Here is a 24,996-nt window from a genome sequence, read left to right as displayed (position 1 = left end):
CCAGGGCCTCCCCATCGGCCCGCTTGCCCGCGAGGATGGAAGCGATCTGCGCGGTGCTCGGCACACGCGCGGCATCAAGGCCGAGAATATCGGCCGGGCTCTCGGTGCCCTTCTGGATCTGTTTGCCGGGGATCGCCGCGCCGTCCGTCCGGCTGCCATTGAGGAGGTGCGCGATCTCGTCGCGTGTCGGTACCCGGTTGGGATCGAGCCCCAGCAACGCGGCCAGGCGCGGATCGAGATCCCGCCGTGGCTCCGCCACCGTGACGCCCGGCGACGCCGCTTCCAGGCCCTGCTGGTAATACCGGGCGAGTGCGGCCTGCTCCGGCGTCAGCGTCTGCTCGAGCAGGTGGTCGGCCATCCCGGCCGCGGCCGAAGGCGCGCCGGCGGCTCCGGTGCGATAGGTCAGCACAGATTAAGGCACCTCACCCAGAACCGCGCGCAACCCGCCCGCGACCTCGCGGCCCACCTCTGCCGGCAGGCGCTCCAGGTCGCGGCCGACCGCCTGCAACAGCAGGGTCTGGGCACCGATCGTCGCAGAGAGTTTGGTCAAGGCCTGAGCGACGGGGCTTTCCGCCGGCGCCGGTTGGGACGCCGCTTGCAGCAGCTGCCGCAGCATCTCTCCCTGCGCCGCCTGGGCTTCCAGCATCAGCGTCAGACCTTGGGCGAGCCGGTCCACCGACAGCCGCAGCGCCTCGATCTTGTCGTCGATCTTCGATCCTGCCTGATCGTCCGCCGCTCCGCTCATGGCGCTTGCCCCTCTCCCTGACCTAGACCATAGTCTATCGCGCTTTCACGCGAAGGTCAGCACCAAGGGTGCCTTGGTCTGTAGGAATTCAGCTGCCTTTTTGCTTACACGCTTCCTACGCGGTTTTTAAGCGGAACTTAGGCGCTTTTAACACGCTCTCCTCCACGTTAGAATGACGGCGCAGAAGCCTCACGTGGGGGGAACCGGATGATAAAGGGCAAGCAGGACAAGGTCAGTCATCTCATCGCCGCCATGCATGAGATCAGCGCCTCAGGCCATTCCGCGCTCTATCTCTGGATGCGGCAGAATCATGATCGCATTGCCGAGGGACTGGACGGATTGCGCCCAAGCTGGCGCGCGCTCGCGACCCGTCTCGGCGAGATGAAGATCCACGACGGCACCGGCAAAGCCCCCACCCCCGACGGCGCACGCGGCACCTGGTACCGGGTCCGCCGTGACCTCGCGGCCGCACGGGCCAGACAGGCTAAGAACCGCCGCGAGCCTGCTTCTCTGCTCCCAGGCGAGATCGCGGCCGGCGTGGTGGCCGCCGTACCCACCTCATCGGCAAATCCTTCACCGGGTGAGCCAGGCAGCCGTGAGGCTGACACCTCCCCGCCGCCCCGTCGCGCACTCGATATCCGGCCTGCCCGGCCGCGCGGGGAGGTCTCGGCGCCGCTGCCAGCCGTCCCGAGCACGACCTCATCCTCGGCCGCTCCGGCCGGTGCTGCCCCTGCCCCATCCCAGGAGCCGGCATCCGCACAGCTGCGCCGCGTGCTCGATGCCATGGCGACCGGCACCACGCCTATGCCCCGCATCGTGCCGTCGAAGCCGAAGCCCTAGCCGGGTGCCCCTGACCGGGCGTCCCCAATGCCGTTCGCAATGAGCGCGTGAAGAATGGCGCTGTGATCAACACGGAGTTCTCACCATGGCCCGTCCTGCGACCGCCACCGATACCGTCCCTCAGACAGAGATCCCCTCTGCGCCGCCCAAACTCATCGTGCCCCTCGGCCGCGGTTCTCGCGGCAAGTCCTGGTGGGCAAGATGGGCGGTCGAACGTGCGCAAAGCCAAGGCCGCGAGGTCGTGGTCGCCGACGCCGACCGCACCAACCCCACCCTTTCCAGCTATTTCGACGATGTCGTCACCCCACCCTCCGCCGACGATCGCGACGTGCGCGAATGGCTGGCGACCTTCATCGAGGCGCAGATCGAGCAGCGCTTCACGGGCGTGCTCGATCTCGGCGGCGGCGATCTCATCCTTAAGCGCATCGCCCGCGAGATGAGCCTGGTCGACTTCCTGGGCCAGCACGGCATCCAGCCCGTTGCCGTGCATCTCCTCGGCCCCGATGCCGATGACCTTGCCTACCTCCGCGATGTCGAGACCGACAACCTCTTCGCCCCCGAGGCGACCATCCTCATTTTTAACGAAGCGCTCGTGCCCCTCCACCGCACGCCCCGCGCCGCCTTCACCGAGACCGTGCAGGCCCATCCCATCCTGGCGAAGACCCTGGACCGTGGCGCCAAGCTGGTCTGGATGCCGCGTCTGGAACCGGCCCAGGACATCGACACCAGGCGCCTGACCTTTGCCGCTGCCGAGGCCAGCCAGGTCAAGGACGGCCAGACACCCATCGGCCCGTGGAAGCGTCAGCAGATCGCGACCTGGCGCCGCGCCATGGAAACCGCCTTCGCGCCCGTGGCGGATTGGCTGCCGTGAGCAGCTCCATGGGGCGCAGGACCGCACACGGGCGGGGGCGCCTGACCGGTGCCGCGCTCGCGCCGGCCGATGGCCGGTCTGCGCCCTCCCCCGTGCCCGTCTCCAAGGATGCCACGGAGGATGTCGAAGCCCTGATCGCGGAACTGCGCGAGGCCGCGCGTCACGCCGGCATTCAGCGCGACGATCCGATGATGCCGCTGCTCACCACCCTTGCCCATCAGATCCGCTTCCTCGCTAACCGCACCGCCACCAGCGACAGGGTGGCAACGGAGACGAGTGCGAGAATCATCGACGCCCTCCAGCAAAGCCGTCAGGCCGCCGACACCGAAATCGCCCGCTTCCAGGCCGGGATCGCCGAAACGGAAGCCGTCACCATTGAGCGTATCGCCGACAGCATCGCCAAGACCGCCGATCGTGCCCTCACGCGGCGCGTCGCGGTCTTTCAATGGCAGCTGGTTCTGGGAGCCGCCGGGGTTCTCGTGCTTGTCGCCGCTAGCTGTCTTGGCGGCGGTTACTGGTGGGGTCGCGACAATACCCTCGCCAGCGTCCACGAAACCGAAACCGGCTTGCAGACAGCCTTCGAGCAAGGCGCCGGCGCCGCGCAGAAATGGCTCAACCTCATGCAGTGGAACCCCATCACCGACGCCTTAGGGCAATGCACAGGCGCCCTCGTCTCCATGCAGGATGGACGCAAAGCCTGCAACGTCCCCCTCTGGATCGAACCCCCTCACCCAGGGCCTCCTCCTCAGCAATAACGATCAGATAGGTGGCAGAGCGAAAGGCCAAATCTACGCGGCTGGTGAGGAGGGCAGCGAACGATCATATGGCAATCAGGTTCGGACTCTGGTGACGCCCCCTAAGCGTCGCTCGGCTACCGCCGGTGGTGAAGGATATAGCTTGAGGCCCGCGTCACCCGCTTCCAAGATGGCCTCAGGATAGGCCGCAAGGGCTAGCGCCAGGGGTTCCTTAAACTTCGCCTTGAACTGCCGGACATGCTGGTAGCCCCCGCCGAATTGGTCGTGGAGAGCCTTCCAAGTGATCGCCGTGGGTTTGGATAGTTGGTGGAGACGGTAGGCAAGCCACACGTAGATATCTAAGGCCATGCTCCGATGCCCGATTTCACGGATCGCGGCCTCTCGGACAGGGAGTGGGTGATCGATTAGGCTTTGGAAGAAGCCTTCATCCAGCCGAACGGCTTCACGCCAGAACTGGAGCTGATCGGTGTCTCGGCTGGGCAGGATGGCGTCGCGAACGAAGCTGCCGTTGGTGATGATCGTGGCTTCGTCGGTCACTCGGTAAAAGGTCAGGCGGCAAAGGCTGAGGCGACGGGACTGCTCCCGCACGAGTTTATAGGTCTTGCCGCCGTTATCGATCCCCATCGTTGTCAGCCAATGGTTCATCGAACGGCCAAGTTCGATATCGCGTGACTTGGTCTTAACCGCTTCGGTTTGCAGGTAGAGCAGGATGATCCTGGCAATGGCGCCAAAAGGCAGCCCTACGACCTTGTCGTCGGCATCCATGCCGCTTTCTAGCCGCAGCTTGATGTTGTTGCCTTGCCTAACCCAGATCGTCTCGTCGATCGCTTTGTGGGGCAACGCTGTCATGGCAAATCCGGCATGCATGATGCCAATCCGCTGCTGCTCGTCGCTCATCACCGCAAATGCGGTTTCGACGCACTGACGCTCGAGCTTATCAGCTGTTTGAGCCTTAGCTTCGTCAATGCCCTTGCTCAGAATGAGCTGGTGAACTTTGCCCATCTATCGATAATTCCATTCAACTACTTATCAACAACTCCAAGTCAGTGGCTTAGGTCAATTCGGACTCTGGTGACATGAGCTATTTGGAGTGTTTAGAGATTCTATTATTAGTTTCGTCACCAAAGTCCGGGGGATAAGTGCGAGTCGCGTCACCAGAGTCCGAATTTGCCGTCACCAGAGTCCGAATTCCGCCCTGTGGATAACCTTCCACATTTGATCGGCGGTCACCAGAGTCCGAACCCGATTCAGGCGGATAGGCATTCCCGAGTCGTAGGTATGATCGCCTGGCCGGGGCATGCACCGATCAGCTTGTAGTAGTTCGCCGGGGCAGGAGAGCTATCTGGTGCGAGGGCATTCCTCGATCACGGACGCTGTAATTACATCATTACGCTATTACGTAGTTACCTTATTATTTAATAGTATGATTACGCCTTTACCTAATGAGGTTGCGGCGTAGTTGCTTAGTGATGTAGTGATAATTCATGAAGGTTCTCGGTCTACTTTCCCGCAAAGGTGGCGTCGGCAAGACGTCCCTGGCGATTCACCTGTCGGTTCTGGCCCAAGAAGGCGGCAAGCGCGTCCTGCTGATCGACCTCGACCCACAGGGATCGGCTGCCGCGTGGTGGCAAGCACGGGAAGCGTCTGTGCCCCAGCTCGAGGCCACGACCCCCGACAAACTGAGTGCGCTGCTTGATGCCGCCCGTGCCAATGGGATCGATCTCGCCATCATCGACACCCGACCGTCGGCCGAAGCTGACGCGGTCCAGGTAGCGGCCCTGTCCGACTACCTCCTCATCCCTACCCGCCCCGCAATTATGGATCTTCGCGCAATCCTCAGCACGCTGGACATCGTGAAGGGAGGCCGTCATCGGGCTAGCATCGTCCTAAACGCGTGTCTGGCGCCGCGAGGAGTAGGGGAGGCGTCCTCCACCAGCGAGGCGCGGCTAGCACTGAAGGCGTTCGGCGTGCCGGTGGCGCCGGTGTCGATCGGGCAGCGGGCAGGGCTGTCCCACGCCCTGCTTGGAGGCCTGGGCATCACCGAGGCGGACCCCAGCAGCAAGGCGACCAAGGAAATCCGTGCGCTCTGGCGCTACGTCGAGAAGGAGTTGAGCAAGTGAAAAAGCCATCGTTCTCCGCCGCCCTGGCTCAAGATCGAGCTCCGCCCGTGGAGGAGCCGCTTCCCGCGAAGGCCGACAAACCCAAGGATGAGCGGATAAACACTACGCTGCGGATCAGCCCTGAAGGCCTAGAGGCGCTCAAGAACGTTGCTGCGGCCAAGCGCATCCGGGTCAACGATCTGCTGCTTGAGGGCGCGGAGCACGTCCTTGCTCTTAATGGACGGAAGATGCAGTTGCGTAAAACTGCAACGGCGTAATGGCGTAGTGATAGCTTTCTCATATGGGCACCCCCACCTATCACCTCTTCGTTGACGACAGCGGCTCCCGTTTCATCGATCATCCCTCGACCCCGAGGCATGACGGTCTTGACCATTTTGCGATGGGTGGCCTCCTCATCAAAGCGGAAGACGTGGACGGGGCATCCGAGGGGCTTAAAGCGCTTCGGGCTAGGCATGCGATTACCGCGCCATTCCACTCGACTAAAATACGAAGCCGGAAAAAGGAGTGGGCCTGGCTCGGCGTCGATGTGAATCGAGCCAATAGCCTCCTGACGGACCTGGGCGACTTCCTCTGCTCGATTCCTGGTTTTGCGACGGCCTGCGTGGTGCATCGGCCTGGCTATGAGACCCGTTATTCCACCTATGCCGCACACGAGCGTTGGCAGCTCTGCAAAAGCGCCTACGCCATCCTAGTGGAGCGCGCCGCCAAGATTGCCGTCCGGGATGGTAGAAAGCTGGCAGTTTATGTCGAGCAGACCGGACCTAAAGAGGATAGAGACATCCGCGGATATCACCGACACCTCCGCGGGGAGGGGATGATCTTCAATCCCGAGACTTCTGGTAAGTATGCGCCCCTCGAAGCCGCCTCTTTTGCGGCGTCATTACTGGAGAACCCAAACTTCTTCGACAAATCATCGCTGATGGGGCAGGTTGCGGACCTACTGCTATATCCGCTGGTCAAGGGGCGCTACGACCCCTCCTACAGGCCGTTCTGCGATTTGAAAGCGGCGGGCCGCATAATCGATTCCACGCTGGTGCCTGAAGAGGAGAACCTCGGTGTGAAATATTATTGCTTTGACGAATTGTAGATAGACAAAAGGCCCGGATTGCTCCGAGCCCTACTGCCCCGCCGTCATACGACGACGCCCGGCCTCAATTGGCCCTGCTGCTATATACTCTCAACAGGGAGCGAGTTTCAACCCGTGATCGCAGTAACGGCCGATTTCCCTTGGCGCTCAAATTATTTCCACATGCGTTGAGCGATGTCCTGCTCTTCGGCGCCCACGGCATCGGCATAGATGGCGGTGGTGGAGAGCTGGGCATGGCCAAGCCATTTCTGAACGAGATTGAGGGGGATGCCGGCAGAGACGGCTGTCACGCCAAAGCCGTGACGGAGCCCCTTAGGCGAGGCCTTTACGCCTGAGAGCTTGGCAGCTTCCATGACGGCGTGGACCTGGCGCCAGGCGGTCATGCGGCTCCAGGGCCAGAGACGAACATCCTGGCCTTTGCCGCGCTTGCCCTGCACCTCACGAATGCCATGCACCAGGTCAAGCGCCTCAAGGAGGGCAGAGGGGACGGGGACGGCGCGATAGATGCCGGGGCGGCGCTTCTTAAGGCTCTCAAAGACGAGGACGCCCGCGGCGAGATCGATGCGATCGGCGGTGAGGGCGAGAGCCTCGGAGAGGCGGCAACCGGCATAGGCCAGGGTCATGCAGAAGGTCCGGGCATCGCGATCGCCGCGCTCAGCGGTTTTCAGGAAGAGGTCGCGCTCGCCGGCAGTGAGGTATTTGCGGGCGCCGTCCAGAGTATGGAGCTGCATGCCGGCCGGCGCGGTTCGCGAGGCTGAGGCCTTCGTCGACGGAAGGCGGGGGCCAGGACGTGCGGCGTCCGGGCGGCCAGGGGTTCCCGGCGCGGTGCGACGCGCCCCTGCTTTCTTTCCGGCGGGCTTCGCGGCGGCGATCGGCTTGCGGGTCATGACTGACGATCCTGATAGCCACGGCGACGCTTGGCGCGGAGAATGTCCGCGAGCGCATTGCAGGCGGCGCCGGGATCAGGGTGCGGATCGAGGCGGCGGCGGCCTTCGGTGCCGACGCGGCCCCATTAGCGCATGAGCAGCGCACGGCCGAAGAGGTCGGGCCAGACTTCCATCCGGTAGAAGCGCCGCATGTTCCGCTCGGGCTGGATGCGGATGAGGGAGGCTTCCTCCGCGAAGAGCGGCAGCTGGACGGGCGCGGGCATCTGGTGTCGTTTGGGCTTGATCACCCGAGAAGTGTAACGCCTTTGCGCCGCCGGTACCGCAAAAATCGGCGTTCCGGGGCGGATTTAAAGGAGATGAGCGGCCCGAATGTTACACTATTACCTATAATGTATCAGCTTTGTCGCATGGACATCTAACCATCCAATAGCAAGATTCTAACTATGCCGACGCAAATCATACCAATCCCATTCAGAAAGCGTAGGGACAATAATCTCTATTTCGCAACGTCGCCTTATGTGTTTATGTTCTATCAAGGGTTAGAGGACACCCTGAGAAAACGTTGAGTTTTGACAACTTGTCTGACGAGATTCTGATGAAGAAATCCACTATCGGCATGCACCGACAATGTGACTCCCACGCCTGTCGGCGGCAGCAGAGCCGATGGTACAGTGGTTGAAGGGTTTCAGTTTGGAGCATTCGACAAGCCGGTAGTTGACTGGGCCGCGGCCGATGCAGACGCCAAGGAACGCTGCCACGCATGGGGGTACACCAATGCGGAGCGGTTCGCTGGGTTACAAAAGATATGCCAGGAACGAAACGGCTATGGCATGTGTATGCAGACCGAGGTACATGTGACCTGCCAATGCACTGGACCTGCCCCAGGACAGTAAAGCTGAGTCTGCCGCACAAAACTGCAAGTAAATAAGAAACTTGCAGATAAATAGTTTCTTTTACAAAACACAGGAGGATATCGTGCCAGACAATCTTAAGATCAAAGAACCCGACGACGGCAACAAAGTGAATATCCACGAGCCTTACGAGGTTAATTATTGGTGCAAAAAGTGGGGAGTTACCAAAGCCCAGCTTGAGACTGCGGTGAAGGCTGTTGGCACCAGTAAGGCGGCCGTGGCAAAACATCTCGGCAAATAAGCGATGCCACCTGGATGGATCATTGGTAGCAATGCTCCATCCGGATGCAGCGGCACAAGCGGAGAACTCAGGCAGAGCGGCAGCCGGAGGTCGGCATTCATGGCAATGGCGAGGGAGGTTTGCGGCTGGGTGGGACCGCGATCATGCTGTATCCGCGGAGACCTTCCTGCTCCGTCTGAACCACCCACATGTTATGCCAAGGCCTTCCGTCAACGCGGCACACTCAACCTCAACTAGATTAGCTGAGAGAACTCAGAATTATAATGTCTACACAAATCCTATAGAATATAGAAAAGCTTTGCGTTCTTAGAAAAATCTTTTATTGTTGAATCGTTTTAACATTCCGGAATAAAGAAAATGGCTGAGTTCTGGATTTTAGTGATGGAGCCGTTTGAGAAGGATCCCGATCAATGGCGAGCATCCGAGGTAGCTAGTTCTTTAGCTGAACTAAGGCACTTAAATTGCTATTCTTCGGATCAACCGATCCCCTACTCAAAAGCAATCTATCAATCAACCTATCAAGAACCTATTGCTTCCCCAATTCCATCTTGTGGTGGGGGAGCTTCGGCAATGGGAGTGATTCATCGGTTAGTCCATGTCTAAGCTTTTAGCAATTCTCGCGGCATTTTTGATTGTGATACTCGCTGGATGTAGTGGCGATCAAATTGTAGGCCGTTATAAAACAGCTATTTGTGAAGATGATTCTACAGATTCGAACCATGTTCAAGTTGACTGCTCTAAGGCACAGCCCAAGGCTGTCGCTTTTGCTGAAAGCTTTGCAACATCCGCAAACACAACTTCTCCCTCTATAACCGCTCTTAGCGATAGAGGTCAGGCTGCCTATATCGTAGCGGTGGCACACGAAAGCAAAGATATTACTTCTCTTCAGCAAAATCTTGCCACCCCTCTCAAGTCTGCAACGACGGATACCGAAATTAATAGAACTGTTTTTCACAGAACAATCGTCGTTACCGTTCGCCGTGACGGCGCCTTTAATCCAGCCGACCGGTTGGAAGCCACTGATGTTCTTATTAATCTCCCAAATGGCCGTTTTGATAGCTGGGATACAGTGGCTACGGCGTATACTACCATCAATGCAGGATCTATCACGTTAACTCAGACCCATGGTACGACTGAGGGTCTAACTGTTGGGGCTCCAACTGGTGCTCCCGTATCTGGAAGTGTTAATCTCGCCGCCTCGCAGAGTGAAGCACGTGCCGAAACATTAAATGCGAGCAACCAGGTTGAAACTCTCACTGTGACGGTAGAGGGGAACAATAATCATAGTCTTCGTATCCATCGTCAAGGTGGCTATGGAATAGACCTTACGGGAAACACCGTTGTAAAGGTCGACATAAGCTTAGATCCTGAAAATGGCTCAGGGAACCCTGAGTGGAGTTATCTGTTTTCTGCAAAAACTCAGGACAGTAGAGGCAACCCATTACCCTTCCAGCAAGCTAAGTTGCTTTCAACTAAGTTAATTAGCCTTCCCCCTGGAAAACCACTCCAGGCTGACGTCACGCTTCTTTATACGCTACGCCATGTGCTACGCGGCGGATCAACCTACGAAGAAAGAGACGATGATGTTCTTGAGCATACCTTCGCTCCTGTAAAGGAGACAGTGAACCTCATCCCATCTCAAGATGTTTCCCCACCCGGATTTTCTTTCCATCTTGCTAAATCAAATTCTATTGTGATGGCATTGTTACCTGAGAGGACAAGACCTAATATTCTTTGTTTTAAAAGTTACAGCGATGCTGAAGAATTTTTTGACTATCTGAAATTTATCGGCAGTCCGGAATATAGAAATATTGGTAGAACTACGATTGGAGAATCGGACGGCCCTCCGCTTAACGAATTATCTCCTCTCACGTACTCGCAACTTGCCAATGGTCACGTTGAAAGTGGCTGTTAGAAATCTCGACCAAGCTCTGCATGGCCTCCTGATATCTGGGTCCTTGGCCCATTAGAGATGTTCTGCTTCCGCGGGATCATTTTGCAGGTCATATAATCCCCTTCAAGGGCTTGCCTTCTTCAGAAGCCAATCAGAGATGCCTTACGAAATCCATCCGGCTATGCAGAATGCGGACGATTTCCACGTCACCTTCGACGACGCGATAGAAAAGGATATGCGCCTGGCACGGAAAGCGATGATAGCCGGCGCGGATTTCGGGGCAGGGGGTTCCGAGGTCCGGCTGGCAGGCGATCAACGCCATGTGCTGCCCAAGTCGCCTCACATAGGTTTCGGCCTGGTCGATGCCCCATCGGTCAGCGCTGTAGTCCCAGATCTCGTCGATATCGAGCTGGGCACGCGGGGAAAGTGTGAGGCGGCCTGTCATGCCGAACGGCGCCGGCTCTCCCGCTTCCGCGCAATGAAGGCTTCCACGTCGAACGGCGTGGCCTGGCCGCTTTGCTCGCCTTCGATGAGGGCCGCGCGGAGGGCTGCGAGTTTGGATTCATGTTCTTCCAGCAGCCGCAGGCCGGCGCGCATGACGTCGGTCGCGCTGCCATAGCGTCCTTCGCTGACCTGGCGTTCGACGAAGCTGGCGAAGTGATCGCCCAAGCTGACGGATGTGGTTCTGGCCATGGGTCCTCCTCCGCCGAATGTACTAAAAATTAGCACATTTGCCAAGTGCGGCGTTTCGGAGGCGTCACCTGCACTGCCAGGGGCTCCGGGCAATTCTATCGCACATAATGTCCTTTATGTAGGATAGAACTTGGGTATGCTGGCCTATCATAAGCAATCCGGAGCAAAAAACCTTGGCCCCTCGCCGTCCCAGCCCTCAGCGTGAGCCACCACAGCTAACGATCGAACAAAAGCGGAATCGTATCACGCGTCTGGAGCGGTGCATCGCGGAGCTTGAAGCCTTTGACATTCAAACCATTCAGAAGCGGTTCAGCAGCGAGGTTTCGGTGCTGCAGACGGACATCGAGCAGGCTCTAGCCGCAGCCTTCGGGGAGGGCACGCCTACTTTCCAGCGCTACGAGGGAGCGGCGCGGCTAGATCAAGCTCCCGTTTTCCTTGGAACAACTGGGGGATGGCACGGTGGATCCGATGGCTTTCAAGACATTCGGGAGACAGAGGAAGCTCGCAAGAATCTGAGAGAAGGCCGCACGCGATCAATTGCTTTGTTGCGGTCCGCTATTCAGACTCTGGAAGACGAGATTGCGGATGCGTCTCCAGCAATCCGAACTTCACCACCTACTATCGGAAACAAGGTGTTCGTCGTGCATGGGCACGATGAGGGTGCGAAACACGGTGTTGCGCGCTTTCTTGAGAAGCTTGGTCTTGAGGCTATCATTTTAGGCGAGCAGCCTGATCGAGGGCGCACCATCATCGAGAAGTTTGAAGATCACGCGGGCGATGTCGGTTTCGCGGTGGTCCTGCTGACGCCAGATGATGTTGGTCAGTCCAAAACGGTCGCCACCGGGCAGGAGCGTGCCCGGCAGAATGTCGTTTTTGAATTGGGCTATTTCGTTGGCAAGCTGGGAAGGGGCCGCGCCTGCTTGCTGCGCAAAGGTGCCGTAGAGATACCCTCCGACCTGGCGGGAGTCATCTACACGGAGATGGATGACCATAACGGCTGGCAATCAAAGCTCGTGCAAGAGCTGAAAGCCGCCAAGATGGAATTCGATGCGAACCGGCTGTGGACATGAACCAGCTTGTCCCTCTCTCTCCTCCAGCTCTGCCATCTCTGATCTCCGCGGCCGGCGATCGAGCTGCTTTGCGCTTCGTCGAATTTTTCGCCGCCAATATCCGCAACCGCAATACCCGACGGGCCTATGGCCATGCGGTGTTCGACTTCCTGACCTGGTGCAGCACGCTCGGCGTGACCTCGATCGCCGCGGTGCAGACGCTGCATGTGGCGAGCTGGGTGGAGCTGCGCACCTGCGAGCATTCCGCGCCGACGGCCAAGCAGGGGCTCGCGGCTCTGCGTCACCTGTTCGACTGGCTGGTGGTGGGACAGATTCTCCCGGTGAACCCGGCCGAGGCGGTCCGCGGTCCGGCCTACTCGGTGAAGGTCGGCAAAACACCCGTGCTCGATGCGGCCGAGGCTCGCACCCTACTCGACTGCATCGACACGACGACGCCTGCGGGGCTACGCGACCGTGCGCTGATTGCGCTGGAGGTCTACAGCTTCGCGCGCGTGTCGGCCGCCGTTGGCATGCGGGTGGAAGATGTCTACGTGCAGAAGCATCGCCTCTGGGTGCGGCTACACGAAAAGGGCGGCAAGGAGCACACCCTGCCCTGCCATCACACGCTGGAAGAATATCTGCGCGCCTATATCGACGGCTGCGGACTAGCTGACGATCCGAAGGGGCCGCTGTTCCGCACTATCGCGCGGGGTACCGGCCATGGCAGCAAGGCCCAGCTCACACGCACAGCCATGCGGCGTGAGGACGCCTATGCAATGATCCGCCGCCGGGGTGCCGCTGCCGGTATCGAAACCCGGATCGGCAACCACACCTTCCGCGCAACCGGCATCACAACTTATATGAAAAATGGCGGGGCGCTTGAGGATGCGGCGGCGATCGCCAACCATTCCAGCACACGCACCACGCAGCTCTATGACCGCCGTCGCGACGAGATCCACCTGGACGAAATTGAGCGCATCCGCATCTGATTCACCTTCAGGCCACTCCGGCTGGCAGCTGCAGTTCAGCCTGATACAGGACTTTTATCCTTCACAGCGAGTGGGACGTGGCGAGAAACATGTCTGGGTTAAGAGACTTTTCAAAGATGCTGACCGAAGCAAGCCGCGCGCTTGAATCGTTGGGCGGTAAAATTACCCAGCTTCGGTTCAATCCTCACGATGCTTCCAGCGTCGCGGGAGCGATCGTCGATATGGAGCAAGCAATCAACCAGAAGCTTCGATCTTATGAGGGGAATCTCCTAGTTACTAATCTCGCCAACCAAATGAAAGCAGCTTATCGCCAGCGAATCCTCGATCGAGCTGCAGAACTTCGTTCAATCCAAGAGACAGAATCCATGAGCGTATCTGAAAATAGTCAAACCCTGTTTCGCCAAATTGAAAATACGGTTAGTGACTTAAGGCGTTCAGAACATACAAGTTTTGATCGGCACATAAAAAAGCTGTCTCGGCTTTTACATTCCCAGGAATTAGAAGAGATAACACAGCAACTAGCAAGTAGAGTGGATTTGGAATCATGGTTAGCAGCTGGCCACGCTACTCAGGGCGGATTTACAGGAAGCGCAAAACTAGAATGGCCAAGTGATTTATCAGACGAACTTGGAACAGTCATTCAGCTTGTTGATCGCTTCTCCCAAGAGCCCCGAGAGGCTATTAATTTCTCTTACACTTTTTATAATGCTGGCAACAACATCACCAACAATGTCCAGCGCATGGTCGCAGAAGTGATGATCCCTTTTGCAAGAGACTATATCGACTATGTAAAAGATCGCACTGGCGCTGTGGAAGCAACCTTGATACCTCAGAGGAAAGGTCCTGCAGCCCGAAAGGTTTTCGTTGTTCACGGGCATGACAATGGCGCTAAGGAAGCGGTTGCGCGGTTTTTGACAAAAATTGATTTTGAGCCAATCATTCTTCATGAGCAGGCCAATCGAGGCCTCACAATTATCGAAAAGATCGAATCTCACAGCGATGTTGGCTTTGCTGTTATCTTGCTCACTCCTGATGACGTTGGAAATTCTTTAAAGGGAGCACCGCAGGCACGGGCGCGACAAAACGTTATATTGGAGCTAGGATATTTCATTGGTCGGCTTGGGCGAAGCCGCGTTTGTGCCCTAAAAAAAGAAAGCATCGAAATCCCTTCTGACTTTGAGGGAGTAGTCTACATAACCTTTGACGACAATGATGGCTGGAAGACCTCTCTGGGGCGCGAACTGGATAGCGCAGGTTTCGAGATCGACTGGGGCAAGGCAATGCGGCCATGAAGCACCTGACGAGGCAACGCGTGAAGAAAAACACCCCACCACAGTCCACTAGCCGTTTCTAAAGTAGACGCGGAGTTCCAAATCAAAAAGTAAAGAGGGTACTTATCCCGTACGACAAAGGACGTTATCATGCGCAAAACTACTACACGGACGGGAAGGCGGGTACCTGATTTGTTCACTATTCCCTTGTACCGCGATCCTGCCTCCGGTAAGTTTTCCCAACTCATGAGACGATTGGATTCGCTGCGATGTGGCTCGAGTCAGGCCATCCCCAACACCGGCGCTCTCCTACGCAGGAGACGCCGGCCAGTGTGACCTTCGGGAAACAAACGGTCGTCATCGGCGACTGCCTGGCAGGCCTGCCCCTTCTCGCTGAGAAGTCGATCGATGTTTGCGTGACCTCGCCACCCTACAATATCGGCGTCGCCTACAAAACGCATCACGACCGAATGCCAAAAGAGGATTATCTCGCCTGGATGGGGAAAGTCGCCCGTCAACTCGCTCGCGTACTACGCGATGACGGCTCTCTGTTTCTCAACGTAGGGCAGACGAATGTTGATCCGTGGATTGCCTACGAGGTTGCAAATCAGTTCCGTGACGTTTTCGTCCTACAGAACAACATCTCCTGGGTGAAATCGATCAGTCTGGGCGACGACACGTTTGGGCACTTCAAGCCCATCACCAGCAAGCGCTTTCTCAACAACAACTTTGAATCACTCTTTCATTTTACCAAAACCGGGCATGTTCAGATTGATCGCCTGTCCATCGGCGTTCCCTTCAAAGATAAAACAAACATCGAGCGATGGGGCCACACACGCGACCTGAGATGCGCGGGAAATGTCTGGTTCATCCCTTACAAAACGGTTCAATCTAAAATCGATAAATTCGATCATCCGGCGGGATACCCGGTCGACCTACCAAAGCGCTGCATGCTTCTACACGGGCGACCCGAAGCAACAGTTTTGGACCCGTTTCTCGGAGCCGGCACGACCCTGGTGGCAGCTGAGCAACTTGGAATGTCCGGCATTGGATTTGAAATCGATCCCTCCTATGCTGAAACTGCAATGGCTCGCCTTAACGCGGAAACAAAAGCAGGCCGATGACAAAAGCGCCAATCGTTGTAGTCGAAGCTGAATTCAGCTTAGATGAGATTGCCGCGGCCCTCAAACTTCTCCCTGGGGATGTTTTATCGAAGTTTAGGGATCCTCGAATCACATCCTGGTTCGCCGAGATTTGGGGAGAACGCCTCTTCGGATACAAAAAGCACACGAGCAGTAACCATCCCGGCTCTGATGGCGCAATGTCCCTGGGCGACATCGGTCGCTTTGACATCAGCGTACGGTGCTTCAACACCAATGGGATCAAATTCCAGAAATCAAAATTTATAGGCTCCGGCCGACGCGCAACACCTGACGATCTTCTTGAATCGCTTGAGAGCGTGGAGTGCTATGTTGTTGTGGATCTTCGACAATTTCCCCTGCTGCGCTTCTACCCTATCGATTCCAAGCTTTTGTTGCGCCTCGTTCGCCAAGGCAAGCTCACCGCCTCCGGCATTACCTCAAAACGCTTCGACGCATGGATCGCAGAGTCGTTCTTTACAACGACGCACCGAATATCCTTGGGGCAAGAAACCGGCGCTCTAGGTTGACTATCTATTCCTACTAGGGCCCGCAATACCGAGACATCATGCTCAAATCTCACAGTGTTTGTAGTTGTTTCAGATTTTATTAACATATTGTAAATTTTTACTGGAACGATCTGGTCAGTTTGCATTATCTGATTTCTGTTGAATCTCTCTGCAGAGAAGGTAAAAACAATGCCCACGATTCGCTTCAACTTTGAGCTGAAGCCGCTTTTCAACAAAGCCTATGAGGAATGGCGGCGCCAGTTACCTCGCGAGCACGGGCAGCTTGGCGAAACGCAAACTATGACCATCGAGGGGCCGGGACCTGTTATCTGGCCAGGTGGGGGTGATCCCAATTGTTCGATAACAATTCCGCATGACTTTCTAATATACCTGCAGCAGCGTTACCATGAATTAACTTTAGAGGATTTACGGTAAATCAAATATATCTATATCAACGGAAACATTTTGAATATTAACGTAGTTAGCCTTACGGCCGGAATAGGCCGGGGCACGCTAGCTGCAACATCAACCATAGTGTTGTTCTGAACTTTTTCTTCCCTGAGTAATGGTGCTGATCGCAACTTCATTTTTTGTGCGCCGGAAATAATCTTTGTAGTCTGTTGGATCGGCTTCACGCGCAAGTGGAGGTAAACAGCCTTCCTCTGTAAGGAATTGTGAAAAGTGACACCGCATAGGCGCGTCAGCTCTGTGTTGATGCCTTGCTAAAAGTATTTCTCTACCGGGGTTGGACGATGTTGTCTCGGCAAGCTCAGTTGGCGAAAACACCGGGACACCCCGCTCGGCCGTCCGAGCGATCAGTATCGTCCTAACGCACCACACGATCCGCCGAGCGACAACAGCAGCCGCCAACGCGTCTGCGTGTCGCTCAAGGAACCATCCCAAATCAGACGCGCGGTTGATGTCGTGGCTATAGCTTGTGCGGAGTTTAAAAGAGGCGCGTAGCCGGTCGAGGCGACCCTCCGGATCATAAATTGGCTTAGCTTCCCGCGTTAGATGGCAAACGAACAACTCGCCGTTGCTGGCGTCAGCCAGTAGCTTGGACCAAGGATAGAAGAACATGGACAATTGACCGAATGAGCAGTGCTGAGGTCTCCCCGGCGGCGCGATCAGAAGAATGTCCGTGTCAGAGTTCCTCTCATTGTCCCCGCGCGCGCGACTGCCAAACAGCAGGACCGCTCTAACCCCGGTAAAATTGGGCTTTTTGTCGCTCAAGCGGACGCTCGTGCGACCGCGGCTGTAGAGAGCTTACGAGCCGTCTCCCTCGCTGCCACGACCTCAGACCGGTTGAGAAGGACTAGAGGCTGCTTTCCTGGAATGAGCACGTTCGGTTCGACGTCCAAGTTATTCTCAGTCATGAGATAAAAGCTCTGGCTAAGCCTGCTAGTCACCACAAGCTTCCCATCGGTCATCCCATACTCCATGGCAACCGCAGCACGCTGCGTTTCCAAGAGCACTGGATTAGGAACGATCTCTAGGTCGATTCGATGCGACCACTCGTAATCCAGCGCCGGGTCGGTCACCGATGTTCCAATTGCACTAACGCTTTCAATGCGGAACAGGTTGTAATCGCGGAAGTCACGGTGCTCACCAGACCAAGCACGAACGTACCACCGACCTCCAGCGTGGAACAGCGCATGGGGCGCGATCAGCCGCTTTGGCTCGGGTGAGCCGGTGATCGACTTGTAGCGAATCTCCAACTGACCCCGTTGATTTATGGCATCCAGAATCAGCAGCAGGATGTCCGAGTCCGTGCGTTTGCGCAGCAGGGAAACGTTCTCGATTGGCGGAGGCTGATCGAACCAAGTGTCTTCCTTGCTCATCCAGCGGTTCTCAATGGCGACAAGCTGAAGGAGGTAGCGTTCAGACGACGCCCGCATCAGAGTCGGCCTATAAGCCGACGTCCGCACGTAGGTGCGCGCTCCGGGATCGTAGCGAAGATTGGCGGGCGCCTGGGCAGTGTAGAGCGCGATGTCGGCCGAGGCCTGCTGAGCGGAGATGCCGAACGTGTCTGCTAGGTCCCGCCGGTTGAACCGACCGTCCCAAAACAGCCGGAAATCAATGAATTCAAGGCGCCGGCGCACGCCCCAACGCACCGAATCGCTATCTTCAATGCTCATATACCCTCCTTAAAACTAGACGATATAAAAAATACCAATCCAGTTTCTTGACTCTTAAATGGTGAACCCATATATCTTATGGACGCAACTGCTCCGTCCGGCAACCGCCGAGGCGATTTGCGGGATGGAGATCAGCATGCCGAAGAACTGGAACTACGATCGCGCGGCCAAGCACATCGACCGCAAAATCGAGGAGGTGGAGACGGTCTCCATCGTCGACTACCATCGCGACATGTCGCTCGAGAACATCCCGGGCAACAAGGCCTACCGCGTCGATGCCGTCCATCTCTACGCCGATATTCTCAATCTCGACGACATGCTTCACGTCACCGCCGAGGAAGGGGTGACGTGTCACAAGCGCACTCTCAGGTTCCTCAATCTCCACTACCGAGCCGTGCATCGGATTCTGAGCCGCTGCGAGGCGCGCCGTGTAGATTTTCACAATCAGCGCCTCCACGCGCTAGTCGCGAGGCCCTCGAATACCGAGAATAATGCCGAGACGAAGCGCATCCGGCGGGCCGTTGCGATCGCCCAGCTTATCATCGACGTGCTGGAGGAGACCGGTGATTCCGATGAGTTTATCCCGAGCGCGAAGGTCCGCGTTGGCATCGACGCGGGCGAGGCGCTCGCGGTGAATAACGGGCGCCGAGGCGGCCGAGAACCACTTTTCCTCGGCGCTCCAGCAAACCATGCGGCGAAGATGTCGGGTGGCGGCAGTCGCGTCGGGATTTATCTCACCAACAACGCGCGCACAGTGATTGGCCTCGCGACGGTCGATAAGCCGGCGGCGACGGCACTAACGACCGCGGAGATTAAGGAGTGTCAGGACGAGGCCCGCCTCGGCGTATCGAAGGATACGATCGTTAAGGAGTGGAGGGAGGACCTCGAAAAGAACCCAATCGGCACCTTCATCTTCTCGCGTCACACGCCTCCTCTGCGCACACTCGACATCACGGCACTCACTCCATCGAACTCGAAGCGGCAGGAAGCTGCTTCGGTGTATGCGGATATCGACGGCTTCACCGCCTATGTCGCCAAGCACATCGATGACGCCGCCGAGGATGTTGTGCGCGTTTTCCACGTCATCCGCGCGGAGCTCGACCGGGTCCTTACCTGTGACTTTGATGGCCGCCGCATCCGCTTCATCGGGGACTGCCTGCACGGGCTGCTTTGCGACGGCACAGCGCACAGCACCGACGATCCCGAGAGTGTAAGCACCGCCACGCTCTGCGCGGGTGCCCTCCGTTCCAGTTTCGAGCTCGCGCTGGAGAAGCTGCAGGATCAAGGTATTGATGTCGACGGGCTCGGTCTGGCGATCGGCTTCGAGTTCGGTCCGATGACGGTCACCCGTCTCGGCATGCAAGGCGACCGGGTCCGTTGCTCCGTCAGTCGGGGCGTGCTCGCCTCGGAAACCGAACAGTCACGTTGCGGAGGCGACGAGACGGCGATTGGCGCGTCAGCCTACGACGCCGGCACCCAGGCAGTTCGTGATCTCTTCGGGACTAAGAGAAAGGTGAACGCACTAGACTACAATGAGGCCGTGGAAGCGCTTTCGCAGAAGGGCGACAAGACGGCGGCTCTCGCCAAGCGCGAGGCGTTCGCACTGGTTGCGCCAGCCATCGCGTCCGCCTCGGATCGCATAGTCCGGCCCTATACGGAGAGCAAGTGACCGGCACCCTCGCCTCGACCATCGACACGCTCGCGGCCTGCCTACCGGCCCTCGGCGCGACCGAACTCGGCCGCGGTTCCGGCGGCGAGTTAGACGTCGCGCTACCTGTGACGCTCAGCGATGGGCGATGTCCCGTGTACCATCTTCGAGTCTCGGCCGCAGGCGCGTCAGCCTCGGCTAGCGAGGTAACGCCGACATTGCTTCCGACTTTCTGTCCGGAGCGCCACATCAATGTCGATGGCAGCTTCTGCCTGTATTGGCGCCCCATCGACGATATCGTCATCGACGGCCCCTCCTCTGCAATGATCTGGTGGGAAACTTTGGTCCGCTTCCTCCAACTCCAGACCCGCGCTGCGCGCCGTCGTCACTGGCCCGATGGACACGGTCGCGCTCACGGTGCAGCCGCGATCCACCAGTTCCGTGCCGAACGTGCGGCGGAACGTCTGGGAGATCCGTTGTTCACCGACATGCGGGATGGTCGCCTGTCGGTGGTCATGCATGGGAGTGGGGCTGAAGGACCCGGGATCCGGGTCCTGCGCGATGGTCAACGGGTTTTCGCGACGTGGCTCCGCAGCAGGCGAGTAGTGAACCTGCGCAGGCCCTGCCTGTGTACTGCGGGCCAAAAGCCGCGGCCACGAGTTATTCGATCGTGCGGCGACCATGCCGCTGCAGCGGCCAGGCTCGCGCTAGAATTACACAAAATGGCTGAACAGGAACGGGACTTCTGGAAGGACTTCGAAGGTCATCCCTGTTGTGGCACCATGGATGATTGTCCACTGGCGCAAAAGTCTATCATTGAAGCGACACGAGTCGCACAGCCGGAAGCCGTCTAAGGGAGAGAATAGTGGCTAGTTTGAAAGATCGCTTTGATCAAGACGGCATCGTGGAGGCTCTGCTGCGGCAGCGGCTTGTCCGAAGTGATCGAGATCTAGCGCAGAAGATCGCGGAGGCCGGACAGACCGCTGAGTACACAAAGGGCGCCATCTTGATCGAGCAAGGAAGCTGGGAGAACGACCTCCACTTCATCCTAGCAGGGGAGTTCGAGGTGCTCGTGAACGGCCAGTACAAGCAGACGCGCGTAGCCGGTGAGGCTGTCGGAGAACTGGCAGGACTCAACCGTTCGCGGCCGCGGACCGCGACGGTAATAGCGACGAAGGAGAGCTTGGTACTAAACATTAGCTTGACCGAGCTCAACCAGATCGTCGGAAATGACGTGGACTTTTGGAAGGCGACAGCTGACGCCGTAGCAGACCAGTTGGATCATCGTAATCAAGAAGTCGGTGCAGCGAACGAGTATCCGAGGATCTTCGTAATCTCCTCAAAGGAAGGACTTCCGGTCGCTCGCCAAGTTCGGCAAAATCTCGATAGTGACGAGATGCCGGTCTATCTCTGGGATCATGGGACATTCGCTGTATCTGAATATCCGATCAGCTCGCTGGAGGATGCGATTGAACGCGCCGACTTCACTATTGCGATAGCTAAAGCCGACGATATCCTCGTCATGCGGGGCGAAAGCAGCAAGGTGCCCCGCGACAATGTGCATTTCGAATACGGCATCTCGGTCGGCCACTTGGGTCGCGAGCGTTCTTTTCTGCTAGTTGAGGCGGACGCTGAAATTCGTTTGGCATCTGACCTAGCCGGGCTGACGACGCTGAGATACCAGGGCAGTGATAAGGACAAAATGGAAAGGTCTGTCGCAAAAGCGTGTGACCAGGCCAGGGAGCGAATCGAATTCGTTGGTGTACGGCGAGACAGAAAGGCTCGATAAAGTCCCCGCCACATGCACGCGTACCCACTAGGTGTTTAATCCAGCATGTGGTGGTCTGGTTTGAGGATAAGCACGGCAGATGTGGTCTGGGTTGCACCGGAAGAAAAATGGTTACCGGCTCATACTGGGGCCTGAGCGTTGACGCTGCGCGGCGCGCTCTTGCTTTGCTTGCCGCTCCCGGCGCCATTCGGCGGCAGCGCGGTGCAGATCGGCTTTCGGCATAGCGCGGATCTCCTGGCCCAATCGTGCCTGCGCTGCCTGTTCGGTCTCGGTGGTCGAGTTTTGTCTCTGCCCCTGCCGCCATTCCCCCATGCGGTGGTCGAGCAGTTGCGCCCGCACAGCGGTCAGGGCCTGCCGCTCTCGTAGCGCCTCGGCCGCTTGCCGCAGCAGCGGTGCGGCACCCTTGACGGTCTCCCGAACAGTTTCGCGGATGGCTAGCACAGCTTTGGATAGCCTCTGCTGGAGACGACCCTGCTCCCGGGCGACAGCCTCGATCTGCTCCGTCATCTCCGCGACGCGCTCGGCGTCACGGTGTCGTTGCAAGGTCTCTCGCAGGGTGAAGGGGTCGCGGCCCTCGGCCTGGCGCTGCTCGGCCGGTTGAAGCCCCGCCTGCAGACTCTGGACGGCGCCGCGCCGCAGATCGCGCGCAACCTCCAGAAAGTCGAGCGCGCTGGCCTTCTCCGGCGCCCGCGCGAGATTGCGCGCCATATTGGCCCAGACATCCGCCTCGCGGATCGGCCGTGGATCGCCAAGCGGCCGGCGGCCGGCGATCTCCCGCCGCTCGGCGCCATCGGAAGTCACCAGCCAGCTTCGCTCGCGATGCCGGCTCGCCTGGGTATAGGCCTTGTAGGCATTCACGGCCTGGCTGCCCGCCGGCATGGCCTCGATATGCTCGGTGCTGGTCAGCCCCTGCGTCGCATCGATCGACAACACGTCGCCATAGCTCAGCCGGATGCGTTGACTGTCCGGGTCCCGCAGCGTGTCCCATTTGACAAAACCCTCGCGGCCCTGGGCATTGCGCAGCGTGATCCCACCGGCACCAATCCCCTGCACCGCGAGGACGGAACCGTTATTGCCTATGATGCCGCGGCTCTTATCGGCATAGGCGGCGTTGGTGCGGGCGAAGAGCCGCACGCGGTCACCCACCGCGAGCGGCAGATCGTATTGGGCGCCCATCTGGTCGGCGGCCTTCACCACCACCGCGTCCGGCCCCAATTCGCCGGCCGCGCGGCGATGCACTCGGATGGCCGCCGCGATCTCGCGCGCATCGGCATTGGTCGGCGCACTGACCGTCAGGCTGAAGGTGGGGTCATGCGCATGCGCTGCCCTGCGGGCCTGCCAGAGGGCTGCCACCTGCGCCACCGCCTCCCGGTAGCCGCCCGGCACCAGCAGCGCCGTGCCGTCCTCCCGCTTGCGCGCCAGCGCCTCCGCCGCCTGGCCCTCGCGGAACAGTAGGCTCGTCTCCCGCTCGCGTTCAGTGCTCTGGCGAATGGTCGTCAGCAGCTCGGGTATGGCCTCATCACCAAGGGCCCGGCGGAGGAGCCCGATCACCGGCCCCGCCTCGATCGACTGGCATTGCTTGGGGTCGCCCACGGCCACCAGCTGGAAGCCCTGCTCACGCTGCAGGCGCAGCAGATCGAGCAGCTGCCGCGTGCCGAGCAGCCCCAGCTCGTCCACGACGACGACGCTCTGACGATCGAGCGTGATCTGCCCCTTCTGGGCGCGATCCAGAAAGACCGACATCGCGGACAGCCGTTCGCGTGCGATCCCGGCCGCCGCCAGATCCTCGGACTGCCGCCAGGCCAAGGCCGCCCCATACACCGTGCGGCCCTCTTCCGCCCAGGCCTCCACCAGAGGCGCGAGTAGCGTCGATTTGCCTGAGCCCGCGACCCCGATCGCGATCGCCAGCCGGCCACCCTGTCCCAGTTGATCCATCACCGCACGCTGCTGCTGACCATGCACGCTCGTAAAATCGCGCTCGCTGCGCGCAACGGCCGCGGCGATCACTTGCGGTGACAAAGCGGCACTCCGGTCGGATGCCGCTGCCTGTGCCAATCCCACCAACTCCGCTTCGCGATCGGCATGCAGCGTCGTCGTCAGCTTGACCGCCTCCTGGCCGCGGGCATCGGTCGCCATGCCCCAGACCAGACCGACCTCCTGCCCGTCATGCCGCACCCCGCGCTGCGCGAAGGCTCGCGTCACCGCGCCGATCTCGTCCGGGCTCTCCACACCGCTCGCGATCAGGCCCCGCGCCGCTGCCACACGCGCGTCTGCCCCGTCCAGCACCGCCCGCCGCTGCAGCTCCCGATCAAGCAGGTCGCGCCCGACCGCATAGGCCTGTTCGAGCCGGGCCTCCCGGCTGGCGAGCGCCTGGACGTGATCCGGCCGCAACACGCTCGCGGGCTGCCAGCCAAGACCCTCGGCCTGGCCGCGCCATGACGCCCAGTCGCTCAGATCGTCCTGCTTGACCTGGCGGGGATCGCCCTGCACGCCCTGCTTGGCGAGGCCGATCTTGCGCTCGGCATCGAGACTGTCCCAGTCCAGCCCGAGCGACCGCGCATAGGTGCGCGCCGCCTCCGTGCCCTGCTGGGTGCGTTTGGAGAAGGCATCGCGCACGGTCTCCGGGATCGCCGTCAGCCGCGCTGACCCGGTCGCCGGATCGAGCGCCACCTCCACCCCATGACGGCGCAGGTTGGTCGCCAGATGCGCCTGGTAATAGGCACCGAATTCCTTCACGCGGCCTTCCAGTCGTTGCAGGTCGAGCCCGCCCACCCGGCCCCCCTCCGTCAGCACGACATTGGGGATCGCCACATGGGTATGGAGCTGCGGGTCGCCCGCGACCTTCAGCGTCACCAGCTCGGTATAGGCCTCGCCGGTTGCCCGATCGACGCGCGGCACCTCGACTGTCGGCCGGCTCGCATAATGATCGAAGCGCACCCAGCCGATCTGTCCCGGCTCGGCACCATCCTGCCCTGCCTTCCCGCGCCTGGCCTGGCCGATCTCCGCTTCGACATAGAGGAGGGCGGAGGAGACGGCGTCCCGATGCGCCTGGGCGATGATATTCCGTTCGGCCTCGGTCGGCGCAAAGGCCCAGGCCAGCGAGACCGATTTGTCGGCCGACCAGCAGAGATCGACATAGCCGATCCGCGCCCGTGACGCCGCGAGCCCCTGGCTCAGCGGACCCAGCCGCTGGTCCGTCCCGTCCGCGCGCTGTCCGGCCCGGATCTCGTCCAGTTCCTCGGCTGAAGCCTCCCGCTCCCGCGGCACGCCATAAAGCTCCAGGAAGCGGCTCCTGGCCGCCCCGGCCGTCTTCTCGGCCAGGGCCTCCCCATCGGCCCGCTTGCCCGCGAGGATGGAAGCGATCTGCGCGGTGCTCGGCACACGCGCGGCATCAAGGCCGAGAATATCGGCCGGGCTCTC

27 protein-coding genes and 2 pseudogenes are annotated in these 24,996 nt (G+C 59.2%); 18 read left to right on the top strand and 11 right to left on the bottom strand.

The genetic code is table 11. From position 1 onward, the window contains the following. Window positions 1-409, bottom strand: a pseudogene (locus ACELLULO517_RS27735) (hypothetical protein); the annotation flags it as partial. 3 nt (window positions 410-412) lie between these two features. Next, window positions 413-745 (bottom strand): hypothetical protein, encoded by a 333-nt coding sequence (locus tag ACELLULO517_RS27730; protein WP_227310779.1) that lies wholly within the window; start codon window positions 743-745, stop codon window positions 413-415. A 207-nt stretch (window positions 746-952) separates the two neighbouring features. On the opposite strand from ACELLULO517_RS27730, the gene ACELLULO517_RS27725 reads away from it, so the two are divergent. The 3 genes from ACELLULO517_RS27725 to ACELLULO517_RS27715 all read left to right on the top strand — a co-directional run bounded on the left by ACELLULO517_RS27725 (window position 953) and on the right by ACELLULO517_RS27715 (window position 3,211). Next, a complete protein-coding gene (locus ACELLULO517_RS27725; RefSeq protein WP_227310778.1) occupies window positions 953-1,585 on the top strand; it encodes a hypothetical protein in 633 nt (210 codons plus the stop codon). 85 nt (window positions 1,586-1,670) lie between these two features. Continuing rightward, a complete protein-coding gene (locus tag ACELLULO517_RS27720) occupies window positions 1,671-2,456 on the top strand; it encodes a hypothetical protein (RefSeq protein ID WP_227310777.1) in 786 nt (261 codons plus the stop codon). After that, the gene (locus tag ACELLULO517_RS27715) at window positions 2,453-3,211 is read left to right on the top strand and encodes a hypothetical protein (RefSeq protein WP_227310776.1); all 759 of its coding nucleotides are present in this window, start codon (window positions 2,453-2,455) and stop codon (window positions 3,209-3,211) included. The genes ACELLULO517_RS27720 and ACELLULO517_RS27715 overlap by 4 nt, the downstream gene beginning before the upstream one ends. A 75-nt stretch (window positions 3,212-3,286) precedes the next feature. On the opposite strand, the gene ACELLULO517_RS27710 is transcribed toward ACELLULO517_RS27715, so the two are convergent. Then, a complete protein-coding gene (locus ACELLULO517_RS27710) occupies window positions 3,287-4,213 on the bottom strand; it encodes a replication protein RepA (RefSeq protein ID WP_227310775.1) in 927 nt (308 codons plus the stop codon). Window positions 4,214-4,695: 482 nt separating this feature from the next. Here ACELLULO517_RS27710 and ACELLULO517_RS27705 point away from each other — a divergent pair, with 482 nt between their 5' ends. From ACELLULO517_RS27705 to ACELLULO517_RS27695, 3 genes are read left to right on the top strand one after another with little or no spacing between them, the layout of a single operon-like run. Next, window positions 4,696-5,331, top strand: a complete 636-nt coding sequence (locus tag ACELLULO517_RS27705) for a ParA family protein (protein ID WP_227310774.1) — start codon at window positions 4,696-4,698, stop codon at window positions 5,329-5,331. After that, the gene (locus ACELLULO517_RS27700) at window positions 5,328-5,588 is read left to right on the top strand and encodes a hypothetical protein (protein ID WP_227310773.1); all 261 of its coding nucleotides are present in this window, start codon (window positions 5,328-5,330) and stop codon (window positions 5,586-5,588) included. Before ACELLULO517_RS27705 ends, ACELLULO517_RS27700 begins: the two co-directional genes overlap by 4 nt. A 23-nt stretch (window positions 5,589-5,611) precedes the next feature. Then, window positions 5,612-6,418, top strand: coding sequence for a DUF3800 domain-containing protein (locus ACELLULO517_RS27695; protein WP_227310772.1), 807 nt, complete (start codon window positions 5,612-5,614; stop codon window positions 6,416-6,418). A 152-nt stretch (window positions 6,419-6,570) separates the two neighbouring features. Here the strand turns inward: ACELLULO517_RS27695 and ACELLULO517_RS27690 are convergent, their stop codons facing one another. The 3 genes and pseudogenes from ACELLULO517_RS27690 to ACELLULO517_RS29000 all read right to left on the bottom strand — a co-directional run bounded on the left by ACELLULO517_RS27690 (window position 6,571) and on the right by ACELLULO517_RS29000 (window position 7,568). Continuing rightward, window positions 6,571-7,305 (bottom strand): tyrosine-type recombinase/integrase, encoded by a 735-nt coding sequence (locus ACELLULO517_RS27690; protein ID WP_227310771.1) that lies wholly within the window; start codon window positions 7,303-7,305, stop codon window positions 6,571-6,573. Continuing rightward, window positions 7,302-7,418: pseudogene (locus ACELLULO517_RS29005) on the bottom strand (WGR domain-containing protein); the annotation flags it as partial. The pseudogene ACELLULO517_RS29005 and the gene ACELLULO517_RS27690, both read right to left, overlap by 4 nt. 12 nt (window positions 7,419-7,430) lie before the next feature. Then, complete coding sequence (locus ACELLULO517_RS29000; protein ID WP_319796456.1) at window positions 7,431-7,568, bottom strand: hypothetical protein; 138 nt, start codon at window positions 7,566-7,568, stop codon at window positions 7,431-7,433. Window positions 7,569-7,934: 366 nt separating this feature from the next. On the opposite strand from ACELLULO517_RS29000, the gene yecR reads away from it, so the two are divergent. The 3 genes from yecR (at window position 7,935) to ACELLULO517_RS27670 (ending at window position 10,372) form a co-directional block, all read left to right on the top strand. Then, entirely contained in the window at window positions 7,935-8,198 is a 264-nt protein-coding gene (gene yecR, locus ACELLULO517_RS29145) for a YecR family lipoprotein (protein ID WP_227310770.1), read from the top strand. 82 nt (window positions 8,199-8,280) lie between these two features. After that, complete coding sequence (locus ACELLULO517_RS27675; RefSeq protein WP_227310769.1) at window positions 8,281-8,457, top strand: DUF3606 domain-containing protein; 177 nt, start codon at window positions 8,281-8,283, stop codon at window positions 8,455-8,457. 595 nt (window positions 8,458-9,052) lie between these two features. Beyond that, complete coding sequence (locus ACELLULO517_RS27670) at window positions 9,053-10,372, top strand: hypothetical protein (RefSeq protein WP_227310768.1); 1,320 nt, start codon at window positions 9,053-9,055, stop codon at window positions 10,370-10,372. A 130-nt stretch (window positions 10,373-10,502) separates the two neighbouring features. Here ACELLULO517_RS27670 and ACELLULO517_RS27665 read toward each other — a convergent pair whose 3' ends face one another. Beyond that, a complete protein-coding gene (locus ACELLULO517_RS27665; RefSeq protein WP_227310767.1) occupies window positions 10,503-10,796 on the bottom strand; it encodes a type II toxin-antitoxin system RelE/ParE family toxin in 294 nt (97 codons plus the stop codon). Then, window positions 10,793-11,044, bottom strand: coding sequence for a type II toxin-antitoxin system ParD family antitoxin (locus tag ACELLULO517_RS27660; RefSeq protein WP_227310766.1), 252 nt, complete (start codon window positions 11,042-11,044; stop codon window positions 10,793-10,795). The genes ACELLULO517_RS27665 and ACELLULO517_RS27660 overlap by 4 nt, the downstream gene beginning before the upstream one ends. A 173-nt stretch (window positions 11,045-11,217) precedes the next feature. Between ACELLULO517_RS27660 and ACELLULO517_RS27655 the strand changes: the two genes are divergently transcribed. The 6 genes from ACELLULO517_RS27655 (at window position 11,218) to ACELLULO517_RS27630 (ending at window position 16,436) form a co-directional block, all read left to right on the top strand. After that, window positions 11,218-12,114 (top strand): TIR domain-containing protein, encoded by an 897-nt coding sequence (locus tag ACELLULO517_RS27655; protein ID WP_227310765.1) that lies wholly within the window; start codon window positions 11,218-11,220, stop codon window positions 12,112-12,114. Next, entirely contained in the window at window positions 12,111-13,082 is a 972-nt protein-coding gene (locus tag ACELLULO517_RS27650) for a tyrosine-type recombinase/integrase (RefSeq protein ID WP_227310764.1), read from the top strand. The genes ACELLULO517_RS27655 and ACELLULO517_RS27650 overlap by 4 nt, the downstream gene beginning before the upstream one ends. A 116-nt stretch (window positions 13,083-13,198) precedes the next feature. Further along, window positions 13,199-14,374 carry a TIR domain-containing protein gene (locus tag ACELLULO517_RS27645; RefSeq protein WP_227310763.1) on the top strand — a complete coding sequence of 392 codons (1,176 nt, stop codon included), beginning with the start codon at window positions 13,199-13,201 and terminating at the stop codon, window positions 14,372-14,374. A 311-nt stretch (window positions 14,375-14,685) separates the two neighbouring features. Further along, the gene (locus ACELLULO517_RS27640) at window positions 14,686-15,477 is read left to right on the top strand and encodes a DNA-methyltransferase (protein WP_227310762.1); all 792 of its coding nucleotides are present in this window, start codon (window positions 14,686-14,688) and stop codon (window positions 15,475-15,477) included. Continuing rightward, window positions 15,474-16,022 (top strand): hypothetical protein, encoded by a 549-nt coding sequence (locus ACELLULO517_RS27635; protein ID WP_227310761.1) that lies wholly within the window; start codon window positions 15,474-15,476, stop codon window positions 16,020-16,022. The genes ACELLULO517_RS27640 and ACELLULO517_RS27635 overlap by 4 nt, the downstream gene beginning before the upstream one ends. Before the next feature lie 168 nt (window positions 16,023-16,190). Beyond that, window positions 16,191-16,436 (top strand): hypothetical protein, encoded by a 246-nt coding sequence (locus ACELLULO517_RS27630; protein ID WP_227310760.1) that lies wholly within the window; start codon window positions 16,191-16,193, stop codon window positions 16,434-16,436. 90 nt (window positions 16,437-16,526) lie between these two features. On the opposite strand, the gene ACELLULO517_RS27625 is transcribed toward ACELLULO517_RS27630, so the two are convergent. Together ACELLULO517_RS27625 and ACELLULO517_RS27620 are read right to left on the bottom strand one after the other, a co-directional pair. Next, complete coding sequence (locus ACELLULO517_RS27625; RefSeq protein ID WP_227310759.1) at window positions 16,527-17,234, bottom strand: nucleotidyltransferase family protein; 708 nt, start codon at window positions 17,232-17,234, stop codon at window positions 16,527-16,529. Further along, entirely contained in the window at window positions 17,231-18,139 is a 909-nt protein-coding gene (locus ACELLULO517_RS27620) for a WYL domain-containing transcriptional regulator (RefSeq protein WP_227310758.1), read from the bottom strand. The genes ACELLULO517_RS27625 and ACELLULO517_RS27620 overlap by 4 nt, the downstream gene beginning before the upstream one ends. A gap of 124 nt (window positions 18,140-18,263) precedes the next feature. On the opposite strand from ACELLULO517_RS27620, the gene ACELLULO517_RS27615 reads away from it, so the two are divergent. The 3 genes from ACELLULO517_RS27615 to ACELLULO517_RS27605 are packed head-to-tail and all read left to right on the top strand — an operon-like array spanning window position 18,264 to window position 21,576. Then, complete coding sequence (locus ACELLULO517_RS27615; RefSeq protein ID WP_227310757.1) at window positions 18,264-19,808, top strand: nucleotidyl cyclase domain-containing protein; 1,545 nt, start codon at window positions 18,264-18,266, stop codon at window positions 19,806-19,808. Next, window positions 19,805-20,641 carry an E2 domain-associated cysteine-rich protein gene (locus ACELLULO517_RS27610; protein WP_227310756.1) on the top strand — a complete coding sequence of 279 codons (837 nt, stop codon included), beginning with the start codon at window positions 19,805-19,807 and terminating at the stop codon, window positions 20,639-20,641. Before ACELLULO517_RS27615 ends, ACELLULO517_RS27610 begins: the two co-directional genes overlap by 4 nt. Window positions 20,642-20,652: 11 nt before the next feature. Next, window positions 20,653-21,576, top strand: coding sequence for a TIR domain-containing protein (locus tag ACELLULO517_RS27605; RefSeq protein WP_227310755.1), 924 nt, complete (start codon window positions 20,653-20,655; stop codon window positions 21,574-21,576). Between the two features lie 111 nt (window positions 21,577-21,687). Here the strand turns inward: ACELLULO517_RS27605 and mobF are convergent. Next, a partial coding sequence (mobF, locus tag ACELLULO517_RS27600) for a MobF family relaxase (protein ID WP_227310754.1) occupies window positions 21,688-24,996 on the bottom strand: 3,309 nt, incomplete at its 5' end.

The organism is Acidisoma cellulosilyticum (genome assembly GCF_020621385.1).
Lineage (GTDB): Bacteria > Pseudomonadota > Alphaproteobacteria > Acetobacterales > Acetobacteraceae > Acidisoma > Acidisoma cellulosilyticum.
The sequence above is the reverse complement of the archived record's forward strand: the minus strand, read 5'-3'. Positions and strand labels throughout refer to the sequence as shown.